Source organism: Corynebacterium crudilactis (assembly GCF_001643015.1).
Lineage (GTDB): Bacteria > Actinomycetota > Actinomycetes > Mycobacteriales > Mycobacteriaceae > Corynebacterium > Corynebacterium crudilactis.
This window is the reverse complement of record NZ_CP015622.1, coordinates 913,500-938,182: the sequence shown is the minus strand read 5'-3', so window position 1 is coordinate 938,182 and position 24,683 is coordinate 913,500. Positions and strand designations below refer to the sequence as shown.

The 24,683-nt window shown below is 52.2% G+C and carries 23 protein-coding genes and 1 pseudogene; 7 read left to right on the top strand and 17 right to left on the bottom strand.

The window, feature by feature from the left end:
* The first annotated feature begins 66 nt into the window (after positions 1-66).
* Positions 67-480: an RpiB/LacA/LacB family sugar-phosphate isomerase gene (locus ccrud_RS04435; protein ID WP_066565038.1), complete on the top strand. Its 414-nt coding sequence runs from the start codon at positions 67-69 to the stop codon at positions 478-480.
* An 88-nt stretch (positions 481-568) separates the two neighbouring features.
* Here the strand turns inward: ccrud_RS04435 and ccrud_RS04430 are convergent, their stop codons facing one another.
* Entirely contained in the window at positions 569-1,117 is a 549-nt protein-coding gene (locus ccrud_RS04430; RefSeq protein ID WP_066565037.1) for a DUF1990 domain-containing protein, read from the bottom strand.
* Between the two features lie 103 nt (positions 1,118-1,220).
* Between ccrud_RS04430 and ccrud_RS14895 the strand changes: the two are divergent.
* Together ccrud_RS14895 and ccrud_RS04420 are read left to right on the top strand one after the other, a co-directional pair.
* A pseudogene (locus ccrud_RS14895) lies at positions 1,221-1,936 on the top strand (IS6 family transposase).
* Between the two features lie 318 nt (positions 1,937-2,254).
* Complete coding sequence (locus ccrud_RS04420; RefSeq protein WP_066565036.1) at positions 2,255-2,890, top strand: cyclase family protein; 636 nt, start codon at positions 2,255-2,257, stop codon at positions 2,888-2,890.
* On the opposite strand, the gene ccrud_RS04415 is transcribed toward ccrud_RS04420, so the two are convergent.
* The 4 genes from ccrud_RS04415 to rsmI all read right to left on the bottom strand — a co-directional run bounded on the left by ccrud_RS04415 (position 2,873) and on the right by rsmI (position 9,760).
* Entirely contained in the window at positions 2,873-4,924 is a 2,052-nt protein-coding gene (locus ccrud_RS04415) for a RecQ family ATP-dependent DNA helicase (RefSeq protein WP_066565035.1), read from the bottom strand. The genes ccrud_RS04420 and ccrud_RS04415 overlap by 18 nt on opposite strands.
* Before the next feature lie 153 nt (positions 4,925-5,077).
* Entirely contained in the window at positions 5,078-6,910 is a 1,833-nt protein-coding gene (gene metG, locus ccrud_RS04410) for a methionine--tRNA ligase (RefSeq protein ID WP_066565034.1), read from the bottom strand.
* A 55-nt stretch (positions 6,911-6,965) separates the two neighbouring features.
* On the bottom strand, positions 6,966-8,753 hold the full coding sequence (gene betP, locus ccrud_RS04405) for a glycine betaine transporter BetP (RefSeq protein ID WP_066565033.1): 1,788 nt from the start codon (positions 8,751-8,753) through the stop codon (positions 6,966-6,968).
* A 158-nt stretch (positions 8,754-8,911) separates the two neighbouring features.
* Positions 8,912-9,760, bottom strand: coding sequence for a 16S rRNA (cytidine(1402)-2'-O)-methyltransferase (rsmI, locus tag ccrud_RS04400; protein ID WP_066565032.1), 849 nt, complete (start codon positions 9,758-9,760; stop codon positions 8,912-8,914).
* Between the two features lie 47 nt (positions 9,761-9,807).
* On the opposite strand from rsmI, the gene ccrud_RS04395 reads away from it, so the two are divergent.
* Complete coding sequence (locus ccrud_RS04395) at positions 9,808-11,370, top strand: dolichyl-phosphate-mannose--protein mannosyltransferase (RefSeq protein ID WP_066565031.1); 1,563 nt, start codon at positions 9,808-9,810, stop codon at positions 11,368-11,370.
* A gap of 303 nt (positions 11,371-11,673) precedes the next feature.
* Here ccrud_RS04395 and ccrud_RS04390 read toward each other — a convergent pair whose 3' ends face one another.
* From ccrud_RS04390 to ccrud_RS04355, 8 genes are all read right to left on the bottom strand, one after another.
* Positions 11,674-12,837 (bottom strand): alpha-amylase family protein, encoded by a 1,164-nt coding sequence (locus tag ccrud_RS04390; protein ID WP_066565030.1) that lies wholly within the window; start codon positions 12,835-12,837, stop codon positions 11,674-11,676.
* 10 nt (positions 12,838-12,847) lie between these two features.
* The gene (locus ccrud_RS04385) at positions 12,848-13,519 is read right to left on the bottom strand and encodes a zf-HC2 domain-containing protein (protein ID WP_066565029.1); all 672 of its coding nucleotides are present in this window, start codon (positions 13,517-13,519) and stop codon (positions 12,848-12,850) included.
* Entirely contained in the window at positions 13,512-13,919 is a 408-nt protein-coding gene (locus ccrud_RS04380; RefSeq protein WP_066565028.1) for a DoxX family protein, read from the bottom strand. Before ccrud_RS04380 ends, ccrud_RS04385 begins: the two co-directional genes overlap by 8 nt.
* A gap of 46 nt (positions 13,920-13,965) precedes the next feature.
* Complete coding sequence (locus ccrud_RS04375) at positions 13,966-15,168, bottom strand: CynX/NimT family MFS transporter (protein ID WP_066565027.1); 1,203 nt, start codon at positions 15,166-15,168, stop codon at positions 13,966-13,968.
* A 22-nt stretch (positions 15,169-15,190) separates the two neighbouring features.
* Positions 15,191-16,201 carry a divisome protein SepX/GlpR gene (gene sepX / locus ccrud_RS04370; RefSeq protein WP_066565026.1) on the bottom strand — a complete coding sequence of 337 codons (1,011 nt, stop codon included), beginning with the start codon at positions 16,199-16,201 and terminating at the stop codon, positions 15,191-15,193.
* 112 nt (positions 16,202-16,313) lie between these two features.
* Positions 16,314-16,976, bottom strand: coding sequence for a GNAT family N-acetyltransferase (locus tag ccrud_RS04365; protein ID WP_211271314.1), 663 nt, complete (start codon positions 16,974-16,976; stop codon positions 16,314-16,316).
* A gap of 4 nt (positions 16,977-16,980) precedes the next feature.
* Positions 16,981-18,240, bottom strand: a complete 1,260-nt coding sequence (gene glp / locus ccrud_RS04360; RefSeq protein ID WP_066565025.1) for a molybdotransferase-like divisome protein Glp — start codon at positions 18,238-18,240, stop codon at positions 16,981-16,983.
* Between the two features lie 28 nt (positions 18,241-18,268).
* Positions 18,269-19,204, bottom strand: coding sequence for a UTP--glucose-1-phosphate uridylyltransferase (locus tag ccrud_RS04355; RefSeq protein ID WP_066569511.1), 936 nt, complete (start codon positions 19,202-19,204; stop codon positions 18,269-18,271).
* A gap of 72 nt (positions 19,205-19,276) precedes the next feature.
* On the opposite strand from ccrud_RS04355, the gene ccrud_RS04350 reads away from it, so the two are divergent.
* From ccrud_RS04350 to mscL, 3 genes are all read left to right on the top strand, one after another.
* A complete protein-coding gene (locus tag ccrud_RS04350; protein WP_066565024.1) occupies positions 19,277-19,849 on the top strand; it encodes a 5-formyltetrahydrofolate cyclo-ligase in 573 nt (190 codons plus the stop codon).
* An 18-nt stretch (positions 19,850-19,867) separates the two neighbouring features.
* Positions 19,868-20,521, top strand: coding sequence for an SAF domain-containing protein (locus tag ccrud_RS04345; RefSeq protein WP_066565023.1), 654 nt, complete (start codon positions 19,868-19,870; stop codon positions 20,519-20,521).
* Between the two features lie 81 nt (positions 20,522-20,602).
* Positions 20,603-21,016 (top strand): large conductance mechanosensitive channel protein MscL, encoded by a 414-nt coding sequence (mscL, locus tag ccrud_RS04340; protein ID WP_066565022.1) that lies wholly within the window; start codon positions 20,603-20,605, stop codon positions 21,014-21,016.
* A 65-nt stretch (positions 21,017-21,081) separates the two neighbouring features.
* On the opposite strand, the gene ccrud_RS04335 is transcribed toward mscL, so the two are convergent.
* The 4 genes from ccrud_RS04335 to ccrud_RS04320 form a co-directional block, all read right to left on the bottom strand.
* Positions 21,082-21,267 carry a hypothetical protein gene (locus ccrud_RS04335; RefSeq protein ID WP_066565021.1) on the bottom strand — a complete coding sequence of 62 codons (186 nt, stop codon included), beginning with the start codon at positions 21,265-21,267 and terminating at the stop codon, positions 21,082-21,084.
* A gap of 10 nt (positions 21,268-21,277) precedes the next feature.
* Positions 21,278-21,865: a MogA/MoaB family molybdenum cofactor biosynthesis protein gene (locus ccrud_RS04330; protein WP_066565020.1), complete on the bottom strand. Its 588-nt coding sequence runs from the start codon at positions 21,863-21,865 to the stop codon at positions 21,278-21,280.
* Positions 21,866-21,919: 54 nt separating this feature from the next.
* Entirely contained in the window at positions 21,920-23,233 is a 1,314-nt protein-coding gene (locus ccrud_RS04325) for a S1C family serine protease (protein ID WP_066565019.1), read from the bottom strand.
* 74 nt (positions 23,234-23,307) lie between these two features.
* A complete protein-coding gene (locus ccrud_RS04320) occupies positions 23,308-24,675 on the bottom strand; it encodes a HAMP domain-containing sensor histidine kinase (protein ID WP_066565018.1) in 1,368 nt (455 codons plus the stop codon).
* Between the last annotated feature and the right edge of the window lie 8 nt (positions 24,676-24,683).

The following is a 24,683-nucleotide window of genomic DNA, read 5'->3' as shown; positions in this document are numbered from 1 at the left end:
CCGGAGCGGTGCCAGCAACGCACCGCTCCGGCTCCCACCCGCACCCGTATCCAGGAGTTCAGAAACATGGGTCTTCGTATTGCCATCGGCGCAGATCAGGGCGCCTTCCAGTTGAAATCAGCCATCGTTGACCTGCTCCACGAGAGCCCCTTGGTCGATGAGACGCTCGACGTGGGCGTCAACAGTCCCGGCGACACCTCCAACGACCATGTCGGTGTGGCCGTCCAGGTCGCCAACCACGTCGCTGCCGGCATGGCCGACCGTGGCCTGGCGTTCTGCGGCAACGGACTCGGGGTCGCCATCGCAGCGAACTCGGTCGAGACAGTTGCCGCCGTGACTGCGGACGACATCTTTTCCGTGCAGACGTCGATCTCCAACAACCGGGCCCAGGTGCTGTGCATGGGCGCGAAGGTGGTCGGCGTCGAGTTGGCCCGCACGCTCGTTTCCGCGTGGCTAGCCGAGGAGATGCCCAACGGCTGAGTCGGACAGATCTGACCCAAGGCCGTTGATGCGGCATGACGGGATGTTCGAGATGGCGAGTCCGTGTTTTCTGCAGTGCGTCTCTCCGTCAGACCGAGCGCAAGTAGCGGCTCGTGATTGACGACTGAACGGCGCGGGTTAGGGGGCCTCCGATGCGGGCGAGGAGGGAGTTCGGGCGGGAGAACGCGCTGATGGTGAAGGTGACTTCACCCCCGTTGTGGAGCTCCAGGACGAACAACTCCTCGCCGCTCTCAGGGTGCCCGGGAAGGGTGCCGTAGGCGAATCCCTTCCGAAGCGGCTCATCGACGACGTACACGACCCGGACAGGAGCTGGGACGCTCAGCCTTCCGATCCCGAGCCGCAAAATCGCGACCGCCCCATCGACCACCGTCGGGTCAGATGCCTGCACGTTGAGGCCCGCGCGCCGCTGCATGTCCCAACCCAGCAAAGTCTGGACGGCCTCATCTAATCGCGAGGCCCCGCTCCCCAGTTCGGTCTGCCGTAGGAGATGCGTGTACCCGCTCGGAGGCCCGGAGCCGAACGTGCCTGTGCCGCCAACGTTGCCGTACGTGAAGGCTGCGTCGCGCAGAGCCGCCACCGCTTTGGGAGACAACAGTTGGGGGTCCACGAGCTGCATCCTTCCACACCTTCGAGCACCGGTCCGGAGGCGTCAACACACTCTGAGGGGTGCTGTTGCAAAGTTCGGGCGACAGGAAGACCTGCGTGAAATAATCACAGCCATGGGTATCTTCTCCGGTCGTCATTTCCCCCGTGAAATCATCCTGTGGGCGGTCCGGTGGTACTGCCGCTACGGGGTGAGCTACCGCGACTTGGAGGAAATGATGACTTCAGCGGGGCGTGCCGGTCGATCACACCACGATTCTCACCGCTGGGTCCAGAAATACGCCCCTGAGCTGGACAAGCAAGCACGGTGGTACCGGCAGGTACCTGACTGGCAGGCCAGTTCCTGGCGGGTGGATGAGACCTATATCCGGGTCGGCGGCAGGTGGTGCTACCTCTGATCTGGCGATCACCGCGGGCGGGCATACCCTGGATTTTTACCTGTCCCCAAAGCGTAACGTCGCCGCAGCGAAGCGTTTCCTGGCCAAGGCCCTCAAATCCAATGCGTCAGCCGGGTATCCCAGAGTGATCAACACCGATAAAGCACCCTCCCTAGCCAGGGCAATCGCCGAGTTGAAGTCAGAGGGAATCTGCCCGCCAACAGTGGAACACCGGCAGGTGAAATACCTTAACAACATCCTGGAAGGCGACCATGGTCGGCTGAAGCGGATCCTCGGGCCGAAAGGCGCGTTTAAGAACCGGACATCTGCATATCGGACGTTGAAAGAGATGGAGGCGATGCACTCATTGCGGAAAGGGCAAGGCACGATGTTGACCTCACGGGCAACCGAACCCGGACGCGGTGATCGTCAACCGGGTCTTCGAGACGGCCTGAGAACGCCCACACGCAGCGGCCATCAGGGAATGAGAAACTGAGTCTTCGCTGCTCTCCGCCCAACTTTGCAACAGCACCTGATGATCAACAAAAATAGTAGACATGACACGCTCTCTTCACACCTATCCCACCACGCAGAGCGCCTAACAGCAGCAGTGTCAGTGATTAATCTTGTTCACGTTGGTGCTGATAGCGAACCAAATGACAGATCCATTTCAACATTGTGCTCACATGGTCACCTCCGTCATACTTAGGAAGCCTCGACTGCTTGAAGCGTCACCACACTAGAATTCGACAAATTTCCGATACCTTTAATTCATGCAGATCATTGATCTCTCTCATGCGTTCGCGCCCGGACAACCCCACTTCTCTGGCGATCCAGATCAAGAAATTAAACAGATCTCAACGATTGAACATGATGGCTTCTTGATGCATCAATACAAACTAGTGGGTCCGTGGGGAACTCATGTGGATGCACCTGCGCATTTCGCCCCTCAAGGACACACGCTTGATCAAATCCCAGTTGAGGAAACTTATCTGTCCCTCTACTGCCTGAGATTTTCACGCCCAGACCTATGCACAGCTGCTGATATAGCAGCTTTTGAACATGCACACGGCCAAATCCTCCCGGGATCTTTTGTGGCGCTCCATACCGGTTGGGTGTGGGGCAGGCAAGGCGTTGCCCCAGGTTGGTCTATTGAAGCTTTGGAAATTCTTCATGATCGTGGAGTAATCGCCATTGGCCATGACCTGCCCGATACTGATCCGTCATTGGAGGCACAGCGTTGGTGGCTGTGCCATGACCATTGGCAGATTGAAAACCTCACTAACTTAGATAAGGTTCCTGCTACTGGCGCAATGATCGCTTGTCCCTGGCCTATTCCAAAAGGCGGGGCTAGTTTTCCAGTGCGCCCGATTGCTTTGGTTCCAGAGGACTTATCCCCTGCTAGCTAGGGCAAATGGCAGTACGTTTTCTGAGGTTCTCTGAGCAATGCCATTTCCGGCCACTGTTACGGACCAGCCAGTATCAATCAGATCGGTCACCAGCAAAATCGGTCCCGGAACTAATTGCAGCCCTTGGGACCAATCCCATTGTTTCAGTAGAGCTTCTACTCGGTAGGCGGAGTTCTGAGCCATTACTTCTTCGGCACCCGGCGCGGCGGGGAGTAGGCCGGCGAAGTTCATTCGTCCGACAGCTGCGATTGATTGCGCTACGTTCATGATCATTTCGGTTGATGCTGCATTGGTGTTGCCAAGTGCTACTACGTTGGCTGGTCGGTTTTCCCAGTCCCAGTTTTTTAGTACTTCGATGATGTGTGGCATCCATGTGTTCTCGGAGTAAGTTCCACTGTCTAACAGGTTCTTTAGTGCTGGACCTCGAGCGATGTCGTTGAGTCGGCCAAGTGAGCGGCCTTCTTCCATGCCAGTGATTTTTCCTCGGATGCTGATTCCGCTGGGCCACATTTTGCGTGGGGCAATTTTTACCCCAGGTGTTTGGAGCTGCTCATCTACCTTCAAGGCAACTGAAGCGTCTGTGTCCATGCTCCAGGTTTTGCCGGTGCAGTTATCGCAGCGTCCGCACGGTGTGGTTGCTTCCACGTCATCGAGTTCTTTGCGGAGGTACAGCATTCTGCATTCGGTGGTGTTTTGGTAGTCCATCATGCTTTGCTGTTCAATTTCCCGCGCCCGTTCGAGGCCTGCGTAGCGTGCTGCGTCGTAGAACCATTCTTGTCCGGTGGTAATCCATCCGCCACGGACTCGTTTCACGGCGCCATCTACATCGAGCACTTTGAGTACTTGTTCTAGGCGTGATCGGGAGAGATCCACCTGGGATTCTAGTTTGACGGTGGATTGTGCCTCATCGGTTAAGACAGCAAGCAGTTGTCGGACTACGCCTTCTTGTGGGAAGGATACTGATGCGAAGTATTCCCAGATTTCTTTGTCTTCGGTTCCTGGCAGCAAAATGACATCAGCGCGGTCAGTGCCACGGCCAGCACGGCCGATTTGCTGATAGTAGGACACTGGTGAGCTGGGGCTGCCCATGTGCACAACAAATCCAAGGTCGGGTTTATCAAAGCCCATGCCTAGTGCAGAGGTGGCCACCAAGGCTTTGATCTCATTATTGATCAGTGCGTGTTCTAGGCGTTCGCGCTCCCCTGCTTCGGTTCTGCCGGTGTACGCTGCTACATTCCACCCAATGGAATTCAATGCATCAGCTAGATCATGGGCAGCAGATACCGTGAGGCAATAGATAATGCCAGATCCAGTTAATTCTTTCAGGTGCGTGGCCAACCATGCAGGACGCTGCGTAGGGTTCGGCAGGTTCATCACGGATAGGTGCAAAGACTCGCGGTCTAGTCCACCTCGCAACAGACCGGTACCCTCGCCTAATTGAGCTCGTACATCTTCGACAACGCGGTCATTGGCTGTTGCGGTAGTTGCCAACACTGGAATATTTGGGGATAGTCCGGCAAGCAGATCCCGGATACGGCGGTAATCTGGGCGGAAATCATGGCCCCAGTCTGAAATACAGTGGGCTTCATCAACTACCACCAGACCGGTTTCCGCAGCCAGTCGGGGCAAAATGGTGTCCCTAAAATCGGGATTATTAAGGCGCTCTGGTGAAATCAACAACACGTCTGCGCCACCGGATACAACCTGTTCTTGGATGGCATCCCATTCGGTCATGTTGGCGCTATTGAGCGTTGCGGCTTTAATACCTGCGCGTTCTGCTGAAGCAACCTGGTTTCGCATCAGTGCAAGCAAGGGAGAAATAATAACGGCAGCACCTGCACCGCGAGCACGCAGGAGTTTTGCCGCGATGAAATAGACAGCTGATTTACCCCAACCGGTTCTTTGCACCACCAGCATGCGTTTGCGTTGATTAACTAATTCATCAATGGCAATCCATTGGTCATCGCGTAGCTGTGCGCCAGGACCTGCAATACCAGCTAATAGTTCGTTGGCTTCTTCTCTTGTTGCGTTCATGTCCTCCACCTAACACCACTGCCACGACACGCTCTCCCCCGCACCACCCCCACGAAAGGAAAAGAGCAGGTCAATCAGAGTTTTCTGATCAACCTGCCCGCCATACTAAAAGCAACACTTTAAGCAGCACTCAAAGCAACACTAAAAGTGCTGTTATTTCTGCACTGGTGCCCATTCTGGGCCAGTCTCGCCCAGTTCAGGATCCAGCTTGGCAATCAGCGGTGCTGGCTTTTCCAAGTTGGTTCCTGGAATAACATCAATGCGCTGCCACTTAGCCAGCTGGGTCTTGTAATCTCCCATGATCACTGGGTAGGTGTGTGCTGGATCAGGCAGACCCACACCGATTGGCTGACGTGGGGAATCATTGGTTACTTCCACGATCTGAGGAGAAGCTGCCCAGATGCCATCACGACCCAAGGTCTCATGGACCTTCTGCGCGGTGTGTGGCAGGTATGGGGTCAGCATGGTGTTGCAGTCAGAGACAACCTGCAGTGCGGTCCACAAGACGGTAGCAAGACGCTCGCGCTTGGTGTCATCCTTGGCAAGCTTCCAAGGTTCCTGCTCAGCGATGTACGCATTAGCTTCACCGACGACATGCATGATCTCAGTGATGCCGGCCTTGAACTTGGACTGATCCAGGTTCGCTGCCACGGAATCAAAGGTAGAGGTAGCAAGATCAAGGATCTTCTTGTCGGATTCTTCCAATGCGCCAGGTACTGGAACTTCACCGAAGTTCTTGTGCGCCATGGAGACGGTGCGGTTGACTAGGTTGCCCCAGCCGTTTGCCAGCTCGTTGTTTACGCGGCGGACAAATTCATCCCAGGTGAAGTCAGTGTCATTGTTTTCTGGGCCTGCAACAGCGATGAAATAGCGCAGTGCATCTGGTCCGAATTCCTTGAGGAAGTCCTTGACGTAGATGACAACGCCCTTAGAGGAGGAGAACTTAGAGCCTGACATGGTGAGGAACTCTGAGGAGACAACCTCGGTAGGCAGGTTCAGCACGCCGAGATCGCCAGTTTCTCCACCCTTAGAGCCTTCGCCGGCATAGCCGAGCAGTTCCGCTGGCCAGATCTGGGAGTGGAAGGTGATGTTGTCTTTGCCCATGAAATAGTAGGACTTGGTTTCTGGATCATTCCAGAAGGTACGCCATGCTTCTGGGTCACCGTTGCGGTATGCCCACTCGATGGATGCAGAGAGGTAACCCACAACAGCGTCGAACCAGACGTAGAGCTTCTTGGCGTTGTTGTCCTGCCAACCTTCAACTGGGATTGGGATACCCCAGTCGATATCGCGAGACATAGCGCGAGGGCGAATATCATCGAGCAGGTTGAGGGAGAACTTCAACACATTTGGACGCCAGTCTTCGCGGCCCTTAAGCCACTCAGTGAGTGATTCAGCCAGAGCTGGCAGATCGAGCAGGAAGTGCTCGGTTTCTACAAAGTTCGGGGTTTCACCGTTGATCTTGGACACTGGGTTGATCAGGTCTGCTGGATCAAGCTGGTTGCCACAGTTGTCACATTGATCGCCACGCGCGCCATCTGCGTGACAGATTGGGCAGGTGCCTTCAATATAACGGTCTGGAAGGGTACGTCCGGTAGATGGGGAAATCGCACCGAGGGTGGTTTCCTTGATCATGTAACCATTGTCGTACAGCCCGCGGAACAGCTCCTGCACGACTGCGTAGTGGTTGGAGGTGGTGGTGCGGGTGAATAGGTCATAGGACAGGCCTAGGCCGGTGAGGTCTTCCACGATCTGGCGGTTGTACTTATCTGCCAGGTCTTGGACAGTGACACCTTCTTTGTCGGCTTGCACAAGAAGTGGCGTGCCGTGCTCATCGGTGCCAGACACCATGAGCACGTTGTTGCCAGACATTCGCTGGAACCTTGCGAATACATCAGAGGGGACACCAAACCCCGCCACATGTCCAATGTGACGGGGTCCGTTGGCATACGGCCAGGCAACAGATACGAGCACGTTCTTCGTCATGCGTACCACCTTAATTTATGCCTGGCCTAAAGGAGGTATCAGGGGTTGAAAATGCTTATCGACGCTTCCCCACCGCGCTCGCTTTCCGCTCCTTGCGACGCTTTGCTGCCAATTCGCGCTTGCGGTGTTCATTGTGCACACGACGCTCACGAGCCAAGCGTGCATTGAACTTCTGCTGTTCGCGGTATTCCAGGTAAATCACATCGTTGCTCAGGTCTTTCACCAAAGCAAACATCAAGCCAATCACCACAAAAAGGAATGGTGTTGCAGCCACGATGGTGACATTTTGTAGGTTACTCAAGGCGTTATCTCCACCAGAGAGCAGCAGAGTCAGACCAATTGCTGCGGTAGCAACACCCCAGGCAGCTGTCACCCACTTGTTGGCGTCCAGCTGGCCGTGCTGACTCATGGTGCCCATGACGGTGGAAGCAGAGTCAGCAGAGGTAATGAAGAAAGTACCCAGCAAAATCATGGCGATGATGCCCATGATTTGCCCACCTGGAAGTGCATGAAGCAATCCAAAGAGCTGCTCTTCAGCAGCACCCTCACCCCAGATGGACTGGCCGTTTTGTTCAAATACGATTGCGGTGCCACCAAAAATGGAGAACCATACGGTGGACACACCTGCTGGGACGAGCAACACGCCCAGGATGAACTCACGGATGGAGCGGCCACGGGAAATACGTGCCAAGAACATTCCTACGAATGGTGACCAAGAGATCCACCATGCCCAGTAGAAGATGGTCCAGCTACCTAGCCACTCACCTGCTGTGCCGTCGGCACTCATGGCAGTGCGGCCTGCCATTTGGAAGAAGTTGGACAGGTAGTTGCCAATAGAACCTGGCAGCAGGTTCAAAATCGACACGGTTGGTCCGACAACGAACACGAAAATCGCGAGCAGAGCTGCCAGAACCATGTTGGCGTTGGAGAGGTACTGGATTCCCTTGCCCACACCAGAAATAGCAGACAGAATGAAGGCCAGGGTCAACACGGACACAATGCCGATGATGGTCCAATCGCTTGGATCTTCAATGATGTTGGCTGCGGAAAGTCCTGCACCGATCTGCAGCGCACCCAGGCCAAGGGAACATGCGGTGCCGAATACTGTGGCGATAATCGCCAGGATGTCGATGAGCTTGCCCAACCATCCTTCTGCACCTTTTTCACCAATGAGTGGCACGAATGCAGAGCTTAGAAGCTGTTTACGGCCCACTCGGAAGGTCGAATAGGCAATGGCTAGGCCCACAATTGCGTAGATAGCCCATGGATGCAAGGTCCAGTGGAACATTGTCGAGGACATAGCAACGCCAACATTGTGTTCATCATGTCCAGGTACACCATTGCGGTAGAAGGTTAAAGGTTCTGTGGTTCCGTAGAACATCAAACCAATACCCATACCTGCAGCAAACATCATGGAAATCCATGACACCGTGCGAAACTCTGGTGCTTCATCAATGCGGCCTAAGCGAATCGTACCGAATTTACTGACAGCGATAACCACGGCAAAGAACACAAATATTGTGCCAAAAAGAACAAAAGCCCAGCCAAGATTGTCAACGACTGTTGACAGGGCTGAGCTTGCAAAATTAGTAAAACTGTCTTTAAATCCAATACCCCAGACTACTGTGGCTAACACAACCACCAGTGCTGGGATAATGACTGTCCAGTTCAGAGAGTTATTGTCCTCTTCACCTTCAAGGACGATGTCCTCTTGTGCTGCAGCCAGTTGGTCTTCCAAGGAATCTGGGTTCTCCAGCAAACCCGCCAGTTCTTCGGTTGCGGTGATCTGCTCTGGCTGAGCATCCTCCACTATCGGTTTCGAATTTGGGTCAGATGTAGTCATAAAACTCACCTTTGCTTGGGGAAACCTGGAAAGCAAACTGAGAAATGCCTTAAGCCTTCAAAACGCCCAGTGGCCACCTGGGCTTTTATAAGACTGTTACTTGAGATAATGCAGTAAGCCTGTACTAAGTGCACAGCTCAATCACAATGGTGTAACGATTAGTTTTCTCGTGCAGAAATAACCGCATCATAGAGTTCGTTTTTGCTCACTCCATGAATTTTCGCGAGATCAGCGCATACTGCCTTGAGTCGCTCGCCGGCATCGACGCGCTGCTGGGCGGCGTCGATAAGCGAATCAACATCGGCTGCGATATCGCCCGCACCTTCGATGACAACGGTGATCTCTCCGCGCACACCGTCTTTAGCCCATTCTGCCAATTCAGGCAGCGTGCCACGCTTGACCTGCTCATAGGTTTTGGACAACTCGCGGCACACTGCTGCGCGGCGATCGCCAAGGACCTCGGCGGCATCGGCAAGCGTATCGACAATGCGGTGTGGGGATTCGAAGAAGCAGACTGCGCGCTTTTCGGTTTTCAAGGATTCCAGCCACGTGATGCGCGCGCCGTGCTTGCGTGGCGCAAACCCATCGAAAGCGAAACGTCCAACGTGCAGCCCAGACAGGGCCAATGCCGTTGGCACTGCTGAAGGCCCAGGGAAACACGTTACCGGGATATCGGCGTCATGTGCCGCATCAATGAGCGCAAAACCTGGATCAGACACCACAGGCATACCGGCATCGCTGACCACCAGCACCGTGCCAGTGCGCGCGGCTTCAATAAGCTTGCCGACGCGTGACTGCTCATTATGGTCAAAGTTGGAGACCAATTGTCCCTTAATTTCCACTCCCAGGGCAGACGCCAAAGAAGCCGTACGGCGAGTATCCTCCGCCGCCACAACAGTCGCATTCGCAAGGGCTTCTACCAGGCGCGGGGAGGCATCTCCAATGTTGCCGAGCGGGGTAGCCGCGATAATAATTCCAGTGGGCAAAGATAATTCAGCAACATGCATGCATATAGCTTCCCACAAAACTCCACCAAGGCTCTACAATCAACCAAGTGAGCCAAGCCCTACCTGTTCGTGATCAGGGGCGGGACCAGGGAATGTTCGCTGGTACCCTCCCGCCTGCACCGCCTAAATTTTCGTGGACTCGCCTAGATACCTATACCTGGGCGATCATTGCATTATTTGCCTTAGTCACACGATTTACTGGCCTGAGCAGCGCAACTGCATCAGGAACACCCGTATTTGATGAAAAACACTATGTTCCCCAAGCCTGGGACATGGTGCGCTCGTGGATTAACCCCATCACCGGCGGTATCGAATCCAACCCCGGCTATGGATTAGTGGTCCACCCACCACTGGCCAAACAAATTGAAGCACTCGGCGAATGGGTCTTTGGCTACACTCCCCTGGGCTGGCGCATCATGACCGCGATCTTTGGCACCTTGACCATTTTTGCCATCATGGCGATCACTCGCCGTCTCAGCGGATCCACCGTGGTCACGTTCATCGCGGGTATCCTCGCGCTTTCCGACGGTGTCTTATTGGTTTCCGCACGTTTTGGCATGCTGGATATCTTCCAAGTCTTCTTCATCACCGCAGCTGCATGGGCGCTGATCCGAGACCACCAACAAATGCACCGCCGGTTCAACGATCATCTCTTGGAAATAGGCCACATCACCGATGATTTTGGCCCCCGGTTCGGTTTCCGCTGGTGGCGTTTCACCACTGGTATCTTCTTGGGCCTTGCGCTTTCAGTGAAATGGTCAGGGCTGTACTACATCGCGTTTTTCGGCCTCACCAGCGTATTTTTAGACCTCTGGCTACGCAAACGCTACGGCGTACGCCGCTATATTGCAGGCACCTTAAAATTTGATGCTTTCCCAGCTCTTGGATCCTTAGTGGTGATCCCAGCGCTGCTCTATATCTGGAGCTGGCGCGCATGGTTCGCCTCGGAAACATCCGTCTACCGCCACGCCCAATCCGATGGCACCATCCCCGAAGATTCTGCCCTCCAATTACTTCCAGAATCCATTGCCGGCTGGTTGCACTATCACCTAAGTGTGTTGGAATTCCACGGCTCTTTAACTACTTCTGGTGGTCACAGCCACCCCTGGGATTCCAAACCCTGGTCATGGCTCGTATCCGGCCGACCCATCCTGTATTTCTCCTCCACAGACATCTCCTGCGAGATCGGCGGCACCTGCCGACGCATGATCTATCTCTTCGGAACCCCTGCCATCTGGTGGCTCACCGTCCCCGTTATTTTGTGGGCTTTGTGGTCACTGTTTATCCGCAAGCATCGTTCCTATATGGTGCCGTTGGTGGCTTTTGCTGCCGGATTCTTACCATGGCTTGCTGCTTATGACCGCCAAATGTACTTCTTCTACGCCACTGCGTTGGTACCTTTTACGATCATCATGCTGGCACTTGCCTGTGGTGAATTATGGGGACGCGGAAAAATAACCAAGACAGGACTCAGCCGCGGCTCCATGGCAGTAGTTATTTATGTTTCTGTGGTGGTCATGATGTTCATTGCCTTCTCACCACTGTTTTATGGCTTTGTCATTCCCGATTATGTCTACGATTCACTGATGTGGTTCCCAAGCTGGCGATAGCTGCTATCTCCTGAAATCGCTACACAGAGCCTCACTTTTCAGGCCGCTTTATGCACGTTTGTTGTAGCGCGTTAGGATTTACCATTTCTTCGGGCAACCCCTGAAGAAATGGTAAATCCTCACAAAACGTTAAAAGCAGGCACCAATCTCCCAAAAACACCCCTCCGTAGAACGCCATTTAAGCGCTTAACTAAGCTCCCCTGACATATTTTTTAGGCCTTGGGAAATATAAGGCCTTTAAATGGCCAGGAATTCCGTCTCCCAAAAAATGATGAACCCTATCTGCGGTATGGCTCTATCCGGCTAAGAAGCTGTGTAACTAAACAGCTCCGTCTCTCCTTCAGAAATGCGTGCGGAGACAGCTTGGAGATCTAGCTGCACCAGCAGTTCCTGGCCTTCTGCTCCCACAGCTTTATAAGTCAAGGATTCATTTTCAATCTCTACGACCTCGGTGTGCGCCTGATGCAGCCAAGGGTGCTGCCTACGAATGGCAATCAAGGCTTTATAAATATTCTCGATCCACTTTCCCAAGGGAGAAAACTCTGCTGGCAGAGGTGGCCTGATGGCATCATCGCCAGCAATATTTTCTTCCTTGAGGCCGGTAAACCCTTGTTCATCGCCATAATAAATGCTTGGAACGCCACCTACGGTAAAGAGGATTACTGCAGCAAGAATCGCTTTTTCTTGGCCAATTTGGGTGGCAATACGGGTGACATCATGATTGCCGATAAATGTCTGTGGCACAAAGGTCTCTAAGAACTCATTGTGCCTTCCTAGAGTCCATTCCAATTCAAAGAAATTGCTTTCTTTAATGCTGCTCCAGATTGCCTTCCACAGTTCATATTCAGTCACTGAGTCAATGCCTGAAGATTGCACATATTCCGCATAATCGCCGTGGATCATCTCGCCTAAGATCCAGGAATCTGGGTGCTGTTGTCTCACCTGTGGCAACACCTTCGCCCAAAATTCGGGAGCAACGGCATACACCGCATCGAGCCGCCAACCAGCAATGCCACGATCCAGCCAGTAATTCATCACATCGACTACGAGAGCAACTACAGCCGGATTGTTATGGTCTAGCTCCGCTAAAATATCGTGGCCTTCAAAGGAAGATCCGGTGGTTAAAGCTTCGTATTTTGAGGTGTTGGATACATGGTTGAACACGCCATCTAAAATGACCCCGATGCCACGGCTTTGCGCAGCAGCCAGTAATTCATCCATGTCAGCTTCGGTGCCCAGCCGTGGATCCACGCGGTAGAAATCTTGCGTGTCATAGCCGTGGCTTACGGAGGCGAACACGGGCCCCAGCATCAACGCGTTGCACCCCAAGCCCACGAGGTAGTCCAGCCAGCTAGCGAGATTGGGTAAGCGGTGCGTGACAGGTTCTGGGGCTTCAGGCCTAATCGGAGCACCCAAGGCTCCTAATGGGTAGACCTGCCAAATGATTGCGTGTTCAGCAAAACTCATGGCCCCCAGCTTAGGCGGGTGTGGCGTTTAATGAATTCCATGTGCGACGGAAAACGCCTGTTCCAAAACTGTTCACCCAGGCCAATGCCAGTACAACGGTAGAAATAAGAAGCAGCGCAAGCGACCATCCAGTCTGCGAATCCGCCACACCAAACACCAGATCACGGGCTGCAAAACCAGCACTAAATGTCCACATCGTGGCAAAAACAGGCAGCAAGCCAGCAATAATTCTAGGCTTCCACGCCGCGAAAAACAGGCCGACAGCAAGACCAAAGCGGAAGGCCACGGCCTCTGCGACAAGCCGCGAGGTAAGCGGGTCTTCTTGCACGCTTATCGACGTCGTGTCCCCCAGCTGGATTACTCCCCACGCCAAATATGCCACGCCTAAAATTACCAGCACCACTCGAGACAACATGGCCCCAATGACTCTGGCATTGGCATGCTTACGCCACTCCGGCTCCACCTCTGCCAAAATAATCGCAGAGAGATCCGGTGGAGTTAATGTCCGTGGTTCGGCAACACAAAAGTTGAGCATTCTGTTCAACTCGGCGGCACGGTTGTAGTAATTTCGGCACTCCTCGCAATTAGCTAAGTGTGCTTCGATTACGGTGTCCTCCAGGCCAGGAGGCTCCCCATCCAATTTTGCCGATAAAGCAGCTTGAATGGCACTACAGTCAACCACGCGTGAGCACCCCGTCAACACTTGCTCTGCCAGATCCGAACACCACAATCATGAGCAAAGACACGATGATGAGCAAGGGGAATTCAATGCCGTTATCTACGGTGAAAAATCCTGAGCTTAAATGCACGAAATAGATGGCAGCTGCGATAAGTAGAGCCAAGGCTCCAGCAACAAATGTGGTGAGCAGACCTACCACGAGGAAAGCTCCTCCCAGCAGTTCAGCAATGGAGGCAATCCATACTGACAACTTGGGCTGAGGCACACCCCAGGCCGAAAACTGCCCTGTTGCTTGCGTCACTCCAGAAATAAATAGCTTTTCCCACCCGTGCGCCACAAAAATCACACCAATCACAGCACGGAAAATCAGCAGGGCTGCATCCCTCACGACCGGTTTATCCATGGTTGACAGCGTACATCAGCCTTGACTCTCATTCTTATCTTGACGCTTAATTTGGGATCGCTAGTTCATCATCGACCATCAGATTTCGTGCTGCTCTAAAGCCCACAATGGACAGCACAATAGTTCCTAATGCTAGGCCAATAAGGATTTCAGACCATGATCCAAGTGCTTGATAAATAGCTCCCACGGCCAAAGGTCCCAGGGCGGCAAGAATATATCCCACTGGCTGTGCAAAACCGGACAAACTTGCAGTGATTCTCGGGTCTCGTGTCCGTGCTGGGATCAAGGCAATAGCCATTGGGAAGCACAAACCTCCAAAGCCTAAGAAGAAAGACCATAAGAACCAGCCCTGTGCTGGCCATAACCAGGTGCCTACGTAGCCCAAGAACATCGAAATCCCGAAGACTACGGGGAACCACACCAAGTTTTTATTTCGTGTTCGCGCAATAGCAAATGGCATCGTGATACCACCGACAATGCCCATGATGCCCACGATGGATAACCCGATGGATGCATGAGCTGGGCTGACACCTGCATCGATGAAGATCTTTGGCAGCCATCCCATTTGGATATAAGCATTCATGGATTGCAAACCGAAAAACAGCATGATGAAAAAGGCTGTGGGAGATGTCCAAATCTTAGCTACTGATCCTATTGTGACAGTTTGAGCAGGAAAATCATATTTCTTGTTCCACCACATGGGCAGCCAAATAACCACTTGCAATGCAGCTGGTATAACCCAGATGAAAATGGCCCAGCGCCACGCATCCGAACCGTTAAACAACAAAGTGGACAATGGCCCCAATGTAGAACCCACGCCCAGCACCGTGGTGTAGACAGTCATGAGGGCAACTGTGTTTTTCCCACCATGCAGTTTAATCCATGCAGGAAGCAAAATATTTGCGATAGCTATGCCCATGACCACGAAACCAGTCAGGAAAATAAACGCCCAAATATCGCCCACCCAAGGACGGATCGCAAGGCCTATCAACCCCACCACCATGCCGGATGTAAGGGCACCACTGAGGCCAATTTTCTTGGCTAAAGGCACAGCAGCCACACCAAAAATGCCAAAGGCAATTCCTGGTATGGCTGTAATAATTCCGGCGATAGCACCGGATGCATCAAAGGCTTGGACCAGCTCATCAAGAACTGCGCCCACAGAGACAATGGCAGAGCGTAAATTAAAAGCTGCCACAAGGACAGCTAAAAAGGTAAAAACTTTAAGCTTGGTTGCAGTTCTGGGCATAGCCCGCAACCTTACCCTGAACTTAGCTCACTCGACGTTGACCTAGGTGTCGAACGTTGCGGCCTGGCTCTTGGTAATGAGTTTCTTCTGCCAAAGATACGGTAGCAAGGCCTTCGAAGTCTGGTGATTCATCATCAATTTCCAAGACCACAGCACCCGGACGACGCAGCCGTGACGGCAGATCTTCAGGGCTACGAACACCCATCCTGGAACGACGTAGTCTACGAATACGACGTGCACGCAATTCATTTTCTGCACGCACCTGGCTGCGCAATGCCATCAGGTACACGACTGTAGATGCAGCGGCAATCGCTGTCAGTGCCCATACTCCACCGCCGAAGACGAATCCTAAAATGACAGTGATAACCACGGCTGCGACAAGCCCCAGCAATGTGCGCTGGCGACGGATGTACTGCGAGGCAGCAAACTCTCGATCGGCTTCTGGGTCGTAATAGCCACGACCACGGCGACGTGCTGCAAAAGCAACGTCTTCCTCAGTCAGTTCCGAATCGCTTTCGTATTCTTCAGCGACTGGTTGTGCTTGTTCTTCTGAGCGATAGTCTTCATAGGCACGTGCTCGAGCTGCAGGGTGTAGCTGATCAAGTGGAGTGGTGTGAGCATCATCCAAGTCATAATGCTCTTCCACGTTCCATTCCTGAGATACTTCTACAACGGGAGCTGGCTCAACATATTCTTCGTCTTCAAGGGAGACTTCAATATCGTCATCCATTTCCATATCCGCATCGAGGTCTTCTTCGAAGCGCTCTTCTTTACGCGGACGGAAAATACTTGGAGAATCGACGATCTCGTAGTCATCTACAAGTTCATCTGATTCTTCATCTTCATCTGCGTGATCAGGGCTGACGCCGAGACGTCGAGGCGCAGGAATATTGCTTCCACCTTCAGAAATGACACGAGTGTCATCGAAGGCTTCGCCAGCCTTAACAATTGGCTTTTGGCCACGAAGAAGCAGTGGTGCGAGCACTACAAGCCACACCACCACAATCAGGCCGATCACAAGGAATCCGGACACGTGGAGCACCTAACCTTCCCGTATGGGTGCAAATTTTAAAACTGATCTCGAGGGTATCGGCAAACTTAATAGCACACTGAGTGCCACGCCGAAAAACTAACTGCATTAAAAGTCAACGGCGTAGTCTGCCTTCACGTGTTAAACGCTCCACTGCAGTAATGGAATACTCATCTGCCAGCACCGCTACGAAATGATGGTCCATCCATTTTCCATCGATATGCAAATTACGGATGAGATATCCTTCTTCCCGGAAACCGCTATGAGCTAGTACTTTTCCGGAAGCTGGGTTGCTGGGCAAATAGGTCGCGGTTAAACGATGCAGACCGATGCGTCGAAAAGCATGATCAACGCCGAGCGCGCAGGCGGCGGTGGCGATACCCCGCCCCGTCACCGTGCTCGATACCCAATAACCAATCCAGGCATCTGAGATGCCACCGTGTTGGATATTTCCGATTGTTAATTGCCCAACAAAGCGACCATCCAGCTCAATGACCAACGGAACTACGGTGCCTTGGCGCGCCGCTTTCAAGAGATAACTCACGTTATCCCACCAGGCTAAACGCGAATGAGCCTCGCGCCACGAGGTGGGAACTGTCGGTTCCACGGGTTTCAGAAATTCCTTATCCCGCATGCGCAAATCTGACCAGGCGCGGAAATCACGGCGCTTCAAAGGCCGTAACCGGAGCACTCCCCCATCTGGCAACGTGACAGTGGGGGTTGATTCTGGCCATCCGGGGTGGCGAAAATGCGTCGGCACAGACGGGGCATTACGCATTAAACTATCTGCCTTGGGCAAGGAAGATCACGTCTACAACATCGCCTGGTCGGATTTCCGTAACATCTTCTGGAATACGAATCATGCCGTTCGCCTCAGAAAGTCCAGCTAAAAGATGGGAAGGAGCACCTGTGGCACCTCCCAATGCTTCCACCAGGTAATCCTGAGTTTCTGCATCGCGCATAAGACGAGATCGAATAAAACCTTTTCGCCCAGCGACAGACACCACATGGTTGAGAGCACGAGCACGCACCACTCGGCGTGCTGCATTGCTCTTGCCCAGGCTCATCCGAACCAACGGGCGGACAAAAGTTTCAAAAATAACCAGGGAGGCCAAAGGATTAGATGGCAACAAGAAACATGGTGTCTTGTTCTCACCCAAAAGCCCGAAACCTTGAACCGACCCAGGGTGCATTGCTACCCGTTCCGTATCGATCTCGCCAAGTTCGCTGAGAACTTGGCGCACATCTGCAGAACCAGAACCACCGACTGCCCCAGTGATCACAATGATTTCAGAACGCAGCATCTGAGATTCAATGATCTCTTTGATACGCCGAGGTTCACCAGCAGCGATGCCGTAGCGATAGACATCCGCTCCAGCTTCCCTACCGGCAGCAGCTAAAGAATAAGAATTCACATCAAATACTTGGCCAAGGCCTGGCTGGCGATCGATATCAACTAATTCTGCGCCAACTGAAATCACTGACATCCGCGGACGTGGATAAACCAGTACTTTGGAGCGGCCGACAGCAGCAAGCAACCCAATTTGAGCGGGTCCTAGCACGGCTCCAGCGCTGACTGCGATGTCTCCAGGCTGGATATCATCGCCCTCTTTACGCACGAATTCGCCGGAACGAACAGGACGCTGCGCGGTCACACGCTTTCGACCACGATCTGACCATGCCATCGGTAAAACCGCATCAGCAAGCATTGGCAATGGCGCACCAGTATGAACCATCACTGCCTGCTTTGGCTGCAAACGTAAAGGTTGCTGAGAACCTGCAGCTACTTCACCCACCACAGGCAAAGATTTCTCCGGAGGAGCAACGGGCAGCTGCTGACTCAGCGATTTCTCGCCCCCGACATCAACCGCTCGTACCGCGTAACCATCAATCGCTGCTTGCGCGAAACCGGGCAAAGCTCGAGTGGCTTGAACCTCTTCCGCGCACATCAAACCGAGCGCTTCAGCAATAGCGATGCGTACTGGTTCGGGAGCTACCGCTGCCTGAGTGACAAGGGATAGCTGTTGTTCGACTGATCGCACTACGGACCTCCTAATCGGAACCAGGCAGCTACTTTACTTGAGAATCGTCAAGAGCCTCATGCTCAGCCAAAATTTGCTTAATGGCGCGCTTGAGCTGAGGTCCATAAACAGGGTGAGACAACCCAAAATCAACACAAGCTGGAATGTATCCACCAGGGTTGCCAAGATCGTGGCGCTTGCCCTTGTGAATCACGATATGAACCGGATGGCCCTCGTCGATAAGCAAATCAATTGCATCGGTGAGCTGCAGCTCGCCGCCAGCACCTGGAGTAATGCGACGCAGCGCATCAAAGATCTTGCGGTCAAGCAGGTAGCGACCAGTTGCAGCAAAGCGGGACGGCGCATCAGCGGTGGCAGGCTTTTCCACCATGCCATTGACCTTTTTCACATCATCATCTGCGGTATCCGCTTCGATTTCGAAAATGCCGTATTTGGAGACATCTTCCTCTGCAACCTCAACGGCGCACAGCACAGAACCGCCCAATTTAGCGCGCACTTCCGCCATGCGTTCCATCACACCAGTTGGCAGCACAAGATCATCTGGCAGCATGACTGCGACGACATCTTCATCATCATCCAGCACAGATTCCGCCAAGCCAACAGCATGACCCAAGCCCAAAGGCTTCTCCTGAGTCACTGGAACAGCATCAATTAAATCAGCAGCGCGACGAATCTTTGCCACCTGCTCAGTCTTGCCACGCTCTGTAAGAGTTTCCTCTAATTCCAGAAAACGCTCAAAGTGTGCAAGTACACCCGCCTTATTCGGCGCGGTGATTATAGCCAAGCGGGTTGCACCAAGGTCAGCAGCTTCAGCAGCAATTAGCTCAATACCAGGGGTATCTACCACTGGAAGAAGCTCCTTGGGTACGGTCTTCGTGGCTGGAAGGAATCGGGTTCCCATTCCTGCAGCAGGCACCACAACGGTTTTTACCGCGTTCACGTGCTCATCGATAGGCAAACTCATGCAGACAACATTACCCGCCAATGAATCACCAAACATCGTGCCCCTCCGAAAATAACGGTTATCCTTATATTTATGAGCCAAACTAAGCAGGAACTGCGCGTCAAGCTCCTTGATGCTCGCGCCAATATGGACGAAGTCACCCGCTCACGGGAAAACGCAGCCATCATTGCCAATGTTTCTTATTACATCCGCTCAAAACAGCCCAAAAGGATTGCTGCTTATGTGCCGGTTCGTACCGAACCAGGCGGCAGATTGCTTCTCGACGCCCTCCACGCCGCAACGCCCGCGCTCATCCTGCCAGTCTCGCTCGAAGATCGTCGGCTGGACTGGGCGCTTTATGAAGGCCCTACCAGCTTAATTCCAGGTGCTTTTGGCATCCAAGAGCCAAGCGGAACCAGACTTGGGCCAGAAGCCCTCAATTTTTGCGATCTCGTCATCGCCCCAGCATTAGCCTGCACCCCCGATGGAGTTCGTTTAGGAAAAGGCGGCGGCTTCTACGATCGTGCACTCGCCACAGGAGTCAAGGCTGACATAGTTACTTTGTTGTTCAATGGTGAAATTCGAGATGATATTTCCACCGAAGAACACGATCTCCCTGTCAATGCCATCATCACCCCCGCAGGAGTACGGAACCTCGGAGCCTAAAAATCAGTCCAACTAAGTATGGACTTAAAAAAGACTCTCACCACCCCAAGCTGGCACCGAACTCTCGTTTTAAGAAGAATTATCGCAAGCATCCTGCTCGGAATTGCTGCACTCATGTTCGTGCATTCCTTAATAAAACAAGACCCGCAGGTAGTAGTGGTTTTACAAGATATTGCTGCGGGGTCAAAAGTGGAAGCAACCGATATAGGGCTACGCGAGATCCCGAGCCCCCACTTACCCAAAAATGCTTTCACTACAGAAGATGACGTGATTGGCTTAGTTGCAGCCTCTACGCTGAGTTCCGGGGAAATCGCCACGAAACCTCGATTCGTAGGAACAGAATTGATAAACTCAGTTGTGTCTAACGTCACTGAAGATTCTTTGTCCGAGGAAATTAACATGGTTCCACTCACTTTGGCGGAACCCTCTGTCATCCCGCTCCTTCAGCATGGAGACACAATCTCTGTTGTCTCCCAAGACTCAGACAGCGGTCTCCCAGAGACTATCGCTGCAGGTGGAAAGGTAATTCTGGCAGGAGGAGACGACCCTTCAACTATCTTGATAGCGCTTCCAAAAACAATCGCAGAAAACGTTGCAGCTAGGTCGCTCAACACTCCCCTCGCAGTAGTTCTCACTGGGGATCGCGCGCACAATAACATAGCCGAAGAATAGTTCCCTGTTCAAAAAAGTGAACTTTCCGCTAAGGTGCATTTGTCGATCACACTGTCCACAATATTGTCAGGAGTAACAACCATGCTTAAAGGTTTTAGAGATTTCATCCTCCGCGGTAATGTCATCGAGCTCGCAGTTGCTGTGGTCATCGGTACCGCTTTCACTGCAATCGTGACTGCATTTTCCGACTCCATCATCAACCCCCTCATCGCCTCTATTGGCAGCACTGACGTAGAAGGCCTCGGCTTCTACATCCGCTCTGGCAATGAAGCAACCTTTGTTGATTTCGGTGCAGTCATCACTGCAGCAATCAACTTCCTCATCGTTGCTGGCATCGTTTACTTCATTCTTGTTGCTCCAATGAACAAGCTGAACGAAGCACTAGCAAAGCGCAAGGGCGTTGAAGAGGAAGAAGAAGCACCAGCTTCCATCGAAGCTGAACTTCTCACTGAGATCCGTGACCTCCTGCAGGAGCAGAAGCGCCTCCAGCAATAAGTATCTGTGCACATATAAAAATGCGTCTGAGTTTTACTCTCAGACGCATTTTTATTGCCACAAACTTAACCGTGGTGCGGTGGCTGTTGTTCTTTCCAAAATTCCATGCCAGTTGGCAGGTCATCTTGTTCAGGATCTAAGGATACTTCGCGACTCTCATCATTCGTTGAGGTTGCTACCGGTTGATCCGCTGTCCTGTCATAATCCACAGCATCGGAAGCCCGAAAAGCTCTCCTTCGTTGTCTACTCACGTTGCTTCTCTTAAACCACAGAAGTTCGAAGCTGATCCACAACGAAATCAACTAGTGGAACAAGAGTTGCCATTCCATCGCGAATTGCCGAACGAGAATGCGCAAGATTGACCACTACTGTGGAACCAGAGATACCTGCTACTCCACGGGAAACACCGGCATCTATTGCGCCACAAGCCAAGCCAGAAGAACGAAGAGCTTGGGCAATGCCCAGAACATCTTGGTCTAATACTGCGCGGGTTGCCTCAGGGGTTTTATCCCTCGGACCTACGCCCACGCCGCCGATAGTCAGCACGAGGTCTGCGCCACCAACAACGGCAGTTTCAATGGCTTGTCTAATCTGTGATTTCTTAGAGCGCACACCAACAACGGCGTCCACATTGAAACCAGCTTCTAAAAGCAACTCTGTCACCAAACGGCCAGTGCTCTCGGCATCAGTAACATGATCGCCGACCAAAACTACAAGCGCTCGCTTTTGAGTGGACATCGAGAACTCTTGCTCTGTAGCCATCAAAAATTCAGCATCCGGCTCAACATCCGGAAGCGGAACTCGTGTATCTACAACCTCGGTAAGACTTCCCAACGGATCCTTGCTCATAGTTCCTCACTCATGCTTAGCTACTGTTAATGATTCTTTTACTTCTTTTAAAACTTACTCACTCGTCAGAGTAACCTCTACTTCTCTCGTCTGCGAGGTATCTGGCTGAGTAATTGTCAGAGTCACTGTCTCTCCGAAATCATGAGAGCGCACAGCAGCAATCAAAGAATCGGGGCTATCGATGATTCGATCATTCAGCTTGGTCACGATATTTCCTGGCTGCAATCCTGCTTCAGCTCCGGGACCACCATCCTGAACGCTTGCAATAACTGCACCCGCCACGGAATTATCCATGCCAACCTGGACTCCAAGCATTGGCTGAGACACTTTGCCGCTAGTAATCAGTTGATCAGCCACACGCTTGGCAAAATTAGAAGGAATAGCGAAGCCCAACCCAATAGAACCAGCGGAATCGCTACCACTAGAAATGGAAGCAATCACGGAATTCATACCGATCAGGCGCCCTTCCATATCTACCAACGGACCGCCTGAGTTTCCGGGGTTAATCGCAGCATCAGTCTGAATAGCATCAATAAGAGAAGACTCTCCACCATCACCAGAGGCACGCACCGGACGGTTCATTGCCGATACGATGCCGGTAGTTACGGTAGAGCTCAGACCTAATGGTGAGCCCACTGCCATAACGTCCTGTCCCACACCTAATGTATCTGAATCACCAAACTGGATAACTGGCAGATCATGGGCATCCCTAATCTTGATCACAGCGATATCTGTAGAAGGATCTCCCGCTATAAAATCAGCTTTTGCTGTAGTGCCATCAGAAAAACTCACTTCAAGAACACCACTTTGCTCAATGCCTGCAACAACGTGATTGTTGGTCATCACATAGCCGTCAGAAGAAATGATTGAGCCAGATCCTTCAGAAGCAGAGGTCTGTGTAATAGCCTGAATTGAAACCACGGAAGGCAATACAGCAGCAGCAACCTGTTCGGCAGATCCTGCTTCGGCATTCGTAGTGCGCTGGACACTTGGTTGTTCAAGCGCATTAAGAGGGCTGGAAGAATCTGAACCTAATTGGGTTGTGGCAATACCAACAACGCTGCCTGTAGCAATTGAGCCAACCAGCATTAATGCGAGTGCAGTGCCAATTCCTACTTTTCGTTTTTCTTTAGCAGGTTTTACATCAGTGCTTAATGGCTCGCTGTCCCAACTAGTCCACGTTGGTGCTGGTTGTTCACTACGTTGCTCGCTATTAAAAGTGGCATTTGGATAAGGGTTTTGGTTTGAGGTACTAGCACCCCACTGCGGATATGAACTGCGCACTTGTTCAAAGGAATTTGGTTCTACTGGGTTCTCAGATGAGCGATCTGGATTCTCACCGTTGTGTGTGGGGAATTGATTTGTCATGATTCGATTATGAACTCCCTGGCTGGCGGGCTACTTTAAGAAATCTGAACACTTGCTGTGAGCTGATTAGTGGTTTAATCAGCTACATTTTTGAACCCACTGACAATGGGCTCTCCTGGTAGGTCCATGATGATCCTAGTCCCTCCATCGTCTGATTCATCCACCACTAATTCCCCTCCATGCCGTTTCACCACTTGGTGCACAATAGCTAAGCCAAGGCCAGATCCCGGCATAGAACGTGAATTAACAGAACGATAAAACCTCTCGAGGACTAATGCTCTTTCGGCTTCAGCGATACCTGGGCCGGAATCTTCAATAACAATACGAACAGTTTCATTGTTGTGTTGGGCTATAGACACCATAACTGTGCCATTTTCTGGTGACCATTTTATGGCATTATCCAGCACATTAACCAACGCTCGAGTAAGTGAAAAATCATCACCTTGAAGTTGCCATTCAACTTCCTCAGAGACATCCAAGTCCACGGTTAAACGTCGGCTTTCAATTCGACTCAGCGCAATCTCAAGAACTTGATTCAAGTTTACTGTTTCAGAAACTTCTGTACTTTCTTCACGAGCCAAATCAACCAGATCACCAATTAGGTCTGACAATTCAGACATCTGAGCCAAGACATCCTCACGAAGCCCGTCTAGTTCTTCTTCCGGAATGCTGTGATTTCCATTTTTGGACGTCATCAATAACAGTTCAATGTTTGTGCGCATAGAAGTCAATGGAGTTTTTAACTCATGCCCTGCATCAGCGACTAATTGAGACTGTCTAGCACGCGATTCACGCAATGCTTTCAACATATCGTTGAAGCTTCGAGTCAATTTAGCAAATTCATCATTACCCATGACTGGAATAGAACGAAGCTCATCAGTGCGCACAATATCTTCCACTGCCCGCTGCAACCGAGCTAGAGGTTTAAGCCCTTCATTAGCAATGAAAAATCCCAGAAGAATCGCAGCCAACACACCACAGCCACCGATCAACAGAAGAATTACGCCAAGGCCGGTGAGCTGTTTTTCAGTCATGACCATGTCTTTTACCAATATGACAATAGCCCCAGTGTGATCACGCTTAATCAGGATTTTTTCAGAGTTGGCGCTTATTATTTCAGAGCCGACACCACCTTGATTGAAAAAATCTGATCTCGGCAAAGCAACACTCTCCCCGACCACGTATTCCCAGCCCGGTGGCTTCAAAGCGATGCGAACATCTTGGAAATAATCACTCAAGACGTCAATCTCAGCTTCAGCACTGGCATAAAAACCTGGCGCACTCGCACGCTCGAGCATCACATCTGCATGATCCTCGAGATTACGGTCGATAGAGGTCGTTATATAATTAGAAACCGACCAATAAGCAGCAACAGTAATAACTCCCACGGCAAAGGCCACCAAAGTTGCGCTCAGCAGTGCAAGCCGCCAACGCAAGGACATGGAGCCAT